3 protein-coding genes are annotated in these 1,122 nt (G+C 63.8%); all 3 read right to left on the bottom strand.

Annotated features, from left to right (window positions below; genetic code table 11):
- Nucleotides 1–418: pyridoxine/pyridoxamine 5'-phosphate oxidase (locus tag L9Z73_RS30970; RefSeq protein WP_247408795.1), on the bottom strand; the 418-nt coding region annotated here is incomplete at its 3' end.
- A 100-nt stretch (nucleotides 419–518) separates the two neighbouring features.
- Nucleotides 519–938, bottom strand: coding sequence for a hypothetical protein (locus tag L9Z73_RS30965; RefSeq protein ID WP_247408794.1), 420 nt, complete (start codon nucleotides 936–938; stop codon nucleotides 519–521).
- Between the two features lie 9 nt (nucleotides 939–947).
- Nucleotides 948–1,122: NnrS family protein (locus L9Z73_RS30960; RefSeq protein WP_247408797.1), on the bottom strand; the 175-nt coding region annotated here is incomplete at its 5' end.

Below are 1,122 nucleotides of genomic sequence, written 5' to 3'. Positions count from 1 at the left end.
CCCAGGCGCCGAGTTGGCTGGCGGCCGGACGGGCGACGAAATACTCGTCCGACAGCGCCGGATCGAGGCGCTCGACCGCGCCTTCAATGCGCACCTGGCGCTCCAGGCCCGGCCAGAAAAACGTCATCGCCGCTTGGGGATTGCTCGCCAGTTCCTCGCCCTTGGCACTCTGGTAATTGCCAAAAAACACAAAGCCCTCGGCGCTGAAGCCCTTGAGCAGCAGGATGCGGCAATGGGCGTACCCTTCGCTGTCGACCGTGGCCAGGGCCATGCTGTTGGCCTCGGCGGGAGGCACTTCGGTTTTGCGTGCCTGGCTCAGCCACTGACCGAACAACACCAGCGGATTGTCCTGCTCGCCGTCGTCCCGCAGACCGTAGAGGGTGTAGTTGCGGCGCAGTTGCGCGAGGGACAGGGGCATGGGACGGACCTCCAGAGAATTCGCCACAGTGTGGGAACTGCGCAGGTTCTATCCCTTGATCACGATCAACAATCCGCCGCGGCATGGCGCCGCACGCCGCTTACCACAATGACTTCGCCAAGACCACGATCACCACCATGTGCGCGAGAATACTGCGCCGTATCCACAGCGCACGCTTGGGACTCAGGCGCTCGTGGCTCAGCCAGTAGGCCAGCAGCAGGTAGTGCCCGATGATGCTCAGGGCCAGCAGGATTTTCAGGCTCAGGAACAGTCCGAAATGACTGTTCCAGGGCATACCCCGGTAATGCCAGGCCAGGCCGATGCCCGCGCCATACAGCAGCACTACCACGCCATGCAGCACCCGCCGCGAACGCCGGGCGATGGCGTGTTCGGCAGTGAAGCGCGCCGACCAGGCCAGCTCCTCGCGGGCGCTGTGCCAGATCATCACTTCAAAAAACAGCGTGCCGATAAAGGCGATCGCCGCCAGCAGATGCACGATCAACAACCACGAATACAGCATGCAATGCTCCTAACCGGGATGCCCGTCGACCCGCGCTTGCCACAGCATCGGCGCATAACGCCACAGGTACAGGCCCAGGCCGACCGTCCAGCAAATCCCCGCCAGCCACAAGGCCGCCACGGGCCAGATCAACACCAGCACCACCCGGCACACCGCCGCCAGGTTCAACAGCGCAAACGCCAGG

The sequence above is a fragment of the Pseudomonas emilianonis genome (assembly GCF_023072625.1).
GTDB classification, from domain to species: Bacteria; Pseudomonadota; Gammaproteobacteria; order Pseudomonadales; family Pseudomonadaceae; genus Aquipseudomonas; species Aquipseudomonas paraveronii.
The sequence above is the reverse complement of the archived record's forward strand: the minus strand, read 5'-3'. Positions and strand labels throughout refer to the sequence as shown.